This is a genomic window from Sandarakinorhabdus sp. (assembly GCF_041689835.1).
Lineage (GTDB): Bacteria > Pseudomonadota > Alphaproteobacteria > Sphingomonadales > Sphingomonadaceae > Sandarakinorhabdus.
Map to the genome: position 1 here is coordinate 21,107 of NZ_JBDNFM010000214.1, position 6,596 is coordinate 27,702.

At 61.4% G+C, this 6,596-nt stretch carries 7 protein-coding genes; 6 read left to right on the forward strand and 1 reads right to left on the reverse strand.

Going from position 1 to position 6,596, the window contains the following annotated elements:
• Window positions 1–272 precede the first annotated feature (272 nt).
• From ACESL8_RS11635 to uvrA, 4 genes are all read left to right on the forward strand, one after another.
• Window positions 273–1,007 (forward strand): LuxR C-terminal-related transcriptional regulator, encoded by a 735-nt coding sequence (locus tag ACESL8_RS11635; protein ID WP_372919019.1) that lies wholly within the window; start codon window positions 273–275, stop codon window positions 1,005–1,007.
• 93 nt (window positions 1,008–1,100) lie between these two features.
• Window positions 1,101–1,457 carry a hypothetical protein gene (locus ACESL8_RS11640; protein ID WP_372919021.1) on the forward strand — a complete coding sequence of 119 codons (357 nt, stop codon included), beginning with the start codon at window positions 1,101–1,103 and terminating at the stop codon, window positions 1,455–1,457.
• Complete coding sequence (locus tag ACESL8_RS11645) at window positions 1,447–1,950, forward strand: hypothetical protein (protein WP_372919023.1); 504 nt, start codon at window positions 1,447–1,449, stop codon at window positions 1,948–1,950. The genes ACESL8_RS11640 and ACESL8_RS11645 overlap by 11 nt, the downstream gene beginning before the upstream one ends.
• 232 nt (window positions 1,951–2,182) lie before the next feature.
• Window positions 2,183–5,098 carry an excinuclease ABC subunit UvrA gene (uvrA, locus tag ACESL8_RS11650; RefSeq protein ID WP_372919025.1) on the forward strand — a complete coding sequence of 972 codons (2,916 nt, stop codon included), beginning with the start codon at window positions 2,183–2,185 and terminating at the stop codon, window positions 5,096–5,098.
• 13 nt (window positions 5,099–5,111) lie between these two features.
• On the opposite strand, the gene ACESL8_RS11655 is transcribed toward uvrA, so the two are convergent.
• Window positions 5,112–5,954, reverse strand: coding sequence for a MipA/OmpV family protein (locus ACESL8_RS11655; RefSeq protein ID WP_372919027.1), 843 nt, complete (start codon window positions 5,952–5,954; stop codon window positions 5,112–5,114).
• A gap of 159 nt (window positions 5,955–6,113) precedes the next feature.
• Between ACESL8_RS11655 and ACESL8_RS11660 the strand changes: the two genes are divergently transcribed.
• Window positions 6,114–6,362 (forward strand): YdcH family protein, encoded by a 249-nt coding sequence (locus tag ACESL8_RS11660; protein ID WP_372919029.1) that lies wholly within the window; start codon window positions 6,114–6,116, stop codon window positions 6,360–6,362.
• The coding region (locus ACESL8_RS11665) for a hypothetical protein (RefSeq protein ID WP_372919031.1) at window positions 6,359–6,596 on the forward strand (238 nt) is incomplete at its 3' end. The genes ACESL8_RS11660 and ACESL8_RS11665, both read left to right, overlap by 4 nt.

Below are 6,596 nucleotides of genomic sequence, written 5' to 3' on the forward strand. Positions count from 1 at the left end.
TTTGGACGGCTTGCGCAGAGACGTAGATGCCAAAATGCAACAAACCTTGCAAAACTGATGAAAAAAGGTTTAACCTTGCCGCGTTGTGGCAATTCGTCACCGTAAATATACGGGTTGCGCCTTGTTTCACTGATAGGAAAGGCAGATAGGTACGGTTAACTTTAGCGTCGCATGGGGTCGCGGCTATGCCGTATGATGATTTCTCCAACAATTCCGGGGGCTCGGGAGTGGCATCGCTTGACTTTGCCGGGTTCCCGTCACTGTGTTCTATAGTGGCAACACGGCATAACCCCGAAAGCCCGCGCAATACGCGTGTGACGCTGTTGAATGATGCTGAGCGCAATTGTTTGCGCCTCGTTTTCCAGCATATGACCAGCAAGGATATCGCTCGCCATCTCGGTGTGTCGCCGCACACCGTTGATATGCGGCTGCGCCAAGCCATACGGAAGCTTGAGGTGACCAACCGGATCGAGGCCGCCCGTGCTCTCGTCCACACCGAAATTCTCCTTGGTGTCGCGCAGCCCGTGGCCAAGGATACGACAGAAGTTGCGTATCAGGAGTTGATATACCAAGCTTCGGATGTTGCTGCCGGCACGAAATCAGCGAGGATTGTGTCACCGGCTTCTCAGGAACCGGATGCAGCCTCCACCCGTTCCAGCGACCCCAATCCGCTTGAACATGGATCCCTCGCAAGGACGCTGCATCCAGGACCTGACAAGTTGGATGCTGATCCTTCAGGTGGCTCCCTCGCCCGTCCAGTTGCATCAGTAGGCAATGTCGCCTCGTCGACACTTGCAACGGACTGGCCGGGTATTGCAGCCCCCGACCCTGGCATTGGTGCCCGGCCATTCCACTCCACTCCGTTTCATCAGACGCGGCCGTGGGGACAAAGGAATAATCTTGGGATCGGTCACCGGCTTGGCTGGATTTTGGCGATTTCGATGGCTTCTGCGCTCAGCTTTGGCGGCATCCTTGCTGCTTTGGCCGCACTGAAGAGCTTGCTTTAAAACTTCCGGAACCAGTTGCGTGGCGTCCGGGAGGACGTTCAACCAACTGGCAGCGCGTATCAGCGGCCAGTTCTTTTACCAAAGGATTGTGCAATGCTTAAAGAACGTCGTATCGCCGCGAACAAGATTGCCGAGCAACTGTTCACCGCCGAAGCCGCCATCAATGCCGCTGTGTCAGCCGTTGCGCAGCTCACCGCCATCATGCCCATGGCCGCTCAAGAAGCCAATCTCGCCGCCTGCATTGGTCAGGATGCCTTGATGAACGCCATGGCCACCTGCCAGCAACTGGTGGAAGCGCGCTCGCGCATCATCGCCACCCACGCATCGCTGCGCGCCGCACAGACCCAGATCGGCCTCGACGCCGTGAACTTCATGGGCAACTGCCCGCCCGCAGAAGCCAGCCTCGACGAAACTGTCGCGCCGCGCCGCCACCTCACAATTGCGGCATGAGCTGGGGTTTCGCCCTTTTGAGCTGAAACTTGGGCGTTGGCGCGCATGCGCCAGCTTCCGCTTCTCGTCTGGAGTAAGGACGATGTTTCTAGAAATTCTTGCTGTTGTTACCGTTGTCGCTGCGGCGTTGCTGGCCTTTGGCTGGGGCGGCCGCGATGAACAACTGGCCGCGATCGGCTTTCTGGCGGCCACCTTGGCCACTCGCATGATCCATGCTGAATATCAGCAGATGGAGTACGGCGTGCTCGCTGTGGATTTTGGGTTGCTGCTTGGCCTGCTGGCACTTGCTCTTACCAGTGACCGCTTCTGGCCGATGTATGCCACCGCTTTCCAGTTGGTCGGCCTGCTGGTGCACATTGGCAGCTTCTCCGAGGACGGCAGCTTCGCCTGGGCCTACGCGGTCGGGTTGATCTTCTGGTCTTACGCGGTGATCGCGGCATTGCTGGCTGGCACGTGGCTGGAAGGCCGCAGCCGACGGCTTGCAGGTCTGTAGGCACCTGTTGTTTCCCGGCTCTATCGCTGTCTGATAGAGCATCGCATTGCACGGCCATCCCCGATCCATTCGGGGGTGGCTTGTGCGCACCGGCGGTTCAAATCTTGCGGCCACAACCACAGCATCTGCGGTCCCGCGACAGTGCCGCCCTTGCCCTGCGTCGGCGTGGCCCGTAACGCACGGCTGGGATCCAGCTTCTTGCATGGATCGAACAAATGTGGAACAAAGGGCAATGCTGAACCATATCCAGGTGCGCGGCGCGCGGGAGCATAATCTCAAAGGCGTCGACGTCGATCTGCCCAAGAACGCGCTCACCGTGATCACCGGGCTGTCCGGCTCCGGCAAATCCTCCCTTGCCTTTGATACCATCTATGCCGAAGGCCAGCGCCGTTACGTGGAATCGCTGTCGGCCTATGCGCGCCAGTTCCTCGAGATGATGTCCAAGCCCGATGTGGACCATATCGAAGGCCTGTCCCCGGCCATCTCCATCGAACAGAAGACGACGAGCAAGAACCCGCGCTCCACCGTCGCCACCGTCACCGAAATCTATGATTACATGCGCCTGCTGTGGGCGCGCGTCGGCATTCCCTACAGCCCCACCACCGGCCTGCCAATTACCGCACAAACCGTCAGCCAGATGGTCGACAGTGTCATGGCGCTGCCGGAAGGCACGCGCCTTTATTTGCTCGCCCCCATCGTGCGCGGCCGCAAGGGCGAATATCGCAAGGAACTGGCGCTGCTGCAAAAGGACGGTTTTACCCGCGTCAAGATCGACGGCGAATTCTACGCCATCGAGGAAGCCCCGGCGCTCGACAAGAAATACAAGCACGACATCGACGTGGTGGTGGACCGTCTCGCCGTGAAGGAAGGCCTTGAATCGCGCCTTGCCGAAAGCTTTGAAACCGCGCTCAAGCTGGCCGAAGGTCTGGCATTTGTCGAACTTGCCGATGCATCGGCCGACGCTCCTGAACCCGAGCGCCGCATCCTCTTTTCCGAAAAATTCGCTTGCCCGGTCTCCGGCTTCACCATCTCCGAAATCGAACCGCGGCTGTTCTCCTTCAACGCCCCGCAAGGCGCCTGCCCGGCGTGCGATGGCCTTGGCGAAAAACAGCACTTCGATCCCGATCTGATCGTGCCCAACCATGCGCTCACGCTGGAAAAGGGCGCCGTGGCACCGTGGGCCAAGTCCAACCCGCCCTCGCCTTATTATCTGCAGGTGCTGGCCAGTGTCGGCCGCGCCTATGGCTTTACCCTGAAAAACAAATGGGCTGAACTGTCCGACGAAGCGGTGCGCGCCGTGCTGTTCGGTACCGGCGCCCGCGCCATCGCACTGCGCTTCGAAGATGGCCGCAAGGCCTATGAAGTGGTCAAAACCTTCGAAGGCGTTGTTCGCAACCTCGAAAAGCGCCTGAACACCGAAAGCGCCTGGATGCGCGAGGAACTGGAGCGCTACCAATCTCCCACCCCCTGCGATGTCTGTCACGGAGACCGGCTGCGCCCCGAAGCACTGTCGGTCAAGATCGCTGGCGAAACCATCGCCACCGCCGTACGCCGCCCGGTGGGCCAGGCGCTGGCGTGGGCGCGCGGCGTCGCCGATCACCTCACCCCCAAACAGCGCGCCATCGGTGATCGCATCCTGAAGGAAATCACCGAACGCCTCGGCTTTCTCGACAATGTCGGGCTGGATTATCTCAATCTTGATCGCAAATCCGGCACGCTGTCGGGCGGCGAATCGCAGCGCATCCGCCTTGCCTCGCAGATCGGCTCCGGCCTGTCGGGCGTGCTCTATGTGCTCGATGAACCGTCGATCGGCCTGCACCAGCGCGACAACGATCGCCTGCTCATCACGCTGAAACGCCTGCGCGATCTCGGCAACACCGTGCTGGTGGTGGAGCATGACGAAGACGCCATTCGCCTCGCCGATTATGTCGTCGATATGGGGCCGGGTGCCGGCGTGCACGGCGGCCATGTCGTTGCTGCCGGCAGCCTGCAGGATATCCTCGACAGCCCCGACAGCATCACCGGCGCCTATCTTTCCGGTCGCCGCTCCATCCCGGTGCCCACCGTTCGCCGCAAGGGCAGCGGCAAGAAACTCACCGTGAAAAACGCCCGCGGCAACAATTTGCAGGGCGTCACCGCCAGTATCCCGCTGGGCACCTTCACCTGTATCACCGGCGTTTCGGGCAGCGGCAAATCCACCTTCACCATCGATACGCTCTACAATGCCGCCGCGCGCGAACTCAATGGCGCGCGGGTGCTCGCTGCCGCGCACGACGGGCTTGATGGGCTGAAGCATCTCGACAAGGTGATCGACATAGATCAATCGCCCATCGGCCGCACGCCGCGATCAAACCCCGCCACCTACACGGGCTGTTTTACCAACATCCGTGATTGGTTCGCCGGCCTGCCCGAAAGCCTGGCCCGCGGCTACAAGCCCGGCCGCTTCAGCTTCAACGTGAAAGGCGGCCGCTGCGAGGCGTGCTCGGGCGACGGCCTCATCAAGATCGAAATGCACTTCCTGCCCGATGTTTATGTCACCTGCGACGTGTGCCATGGCCAACGCTACAACCGCGAAACGCTTGAAGTGAAGTTCAAGGGAAAAAGCATTGCCGACGTGCTGGACATGACCGTGGAAGACGGCGTCGAGTATTTCAAAGCCGTGCCGCCGATCCGCGAACGCCTTGCCATGCTGAACGAAGTCGGCCTTGGCTATGTCAAGATCGGCCAGCAGGCCACCACCTTGTCCGGCGGCGAAGCCCAGCGCGTCAAACTCGCCAAGGAACTCAGCCGCCGCGCCACCGGCAACACGCTTTACATCCTTGATGAACCCACCACCGGGCTGCACTTTGAAGACGTCCGCAAACTCCTCGAAGTGCTCCACGCACTGGTGGAGCAAGGCAACAGCGTCGTCGTCATCGAACACAATCTCGATGTGATCAAAACTGCCGACTGGATCATCGACCTCGGCCCCGACGGCGGTGACAAGGGTGGCCATATCGTCATTGCTGGCACGCCCGAACAAGTGGCGGCGTGCGAGGGCAGCTGGACCGGCAAATATCTCGCGCCGTTGTTGGCGGCCGCTCCTCGTGCGGCAGAGGAAACCACTACCGAAACGCCCGCCAAACGCACGCGCAAGGCCAAGGCCTGACGCTCCTTACCCTTTAGTTCCAGCCGAACCGCACGCCATATGCCAACCCCACCGACACTTGGTCGCGTTGGCCGCGTTGGCGGATCAGGGACGTGTCGGCCGCCACGTCGCCCAGTCGGTCATAGCTGGTGAACAGGGTCAGCGCGCCGTTCTTGCCAAAACGCCCCAATGGCTTGGTGAGCGCGGCGTTTGCCCCGGCTGAAATCAGCCCGCTACCGGTGCGAAAGGCGGGAAGACCAGCGGCGGCGGCCTGGCCGGGGGTGACGCCGAAATACACGTTGGAATAATCGCTGTCGGCCCAGGTGGCACGCAAGGACAGGTTCCACAGCAGGCTGGCATCTTGCTTGCGGTCGCTCCAGCCCACGATCGTATCGGCCACAAGGCCGCTGTGGCCGCCGGTGCCTTGCCGTACTTCGGCGCGCAGGCGCAGCTTGCCGCCCACCAGGCTTTTCTGGGCAAAGCCGCCAAACTCGCCGGCCACGCCCACGTCGCCCATACCGCGCAGCGCCGTACTGCCGCCGGTGATCAGGAAGGGCGATCCGCCGGTGTTTTCCTGCCGGCCAAAGCGCAGTTTGGCCAACGGGCCCAGCTTCCAGCCATCGCGGTTCACGGCGTTCCAGCCCAAACCGTCGGGGATGGAGAAAAACACATCGTCTCGGTAATTCAGGCGCAGATCGGGAAAGATCGACAGGCCGTGATCGCGGCTGCCCTGCCATACCGGGGCAACAACGGGTGCGATGCCGATGGTGAGCGTCCACGCCTTTGGCGCCGGAGGACGGGCAGCTTGGGCCAGCGCGGGGGTGCCGGAAGGGATAGCAGCGACGAGCAGAAAGAAGGCGGCGGCTGAGCGGATCATCGAGCGGCTCCGAATGGAAACAGGGTGTGCGGCGTCTAGATGGATTATTACAACCGCGCAATGTTGGCGCGCCGTGCTGGGATACGCATTTGTCACGATGGGAAGCGGCCCAGTGCAAGCTCACATTGACGAGGAGGATAACCCTTGGGAGAATTTCGCATGAGCCATCTGCCGCAAGACCTGCACGATATTTTCCCTGCTGCGGCCGAACGCTTGCGCGAATTGAAGGAAACAGATCGTCATTTTCGCGCCCTGGCCGACCGTTACGCCGCGCTGGACGATCAGATCCGGCGCAGTGAAACCGGGGCGGCGCCGGCGATGGACGACAGCCACGCCGAGGAATTGAAGAAAGAGCGGCTGGCGCTGCTCGATCAGATCGCCGCCCTCGTGGAAGGAGAAAAGACATGAACACGCAGCAGATCGCCGACACTCTGCGCGGGCGGCTGAGCGAGGTGCACGCCGAGATCGCCCGGCTGGAGCAGGCGACGGGCCAGCCGCTTTCGGCCAAGTTTTCGGATCAGGCCAATGATCTGGGCGAACTGGCCACCAACGAAGGGCTGGAAGTGCAGCATATCCACGAAGCCGAGCAGATCCTGGCGGCCTTGGCTCGCATCGAATCTGGTGAATATGGCGTCTGCACCG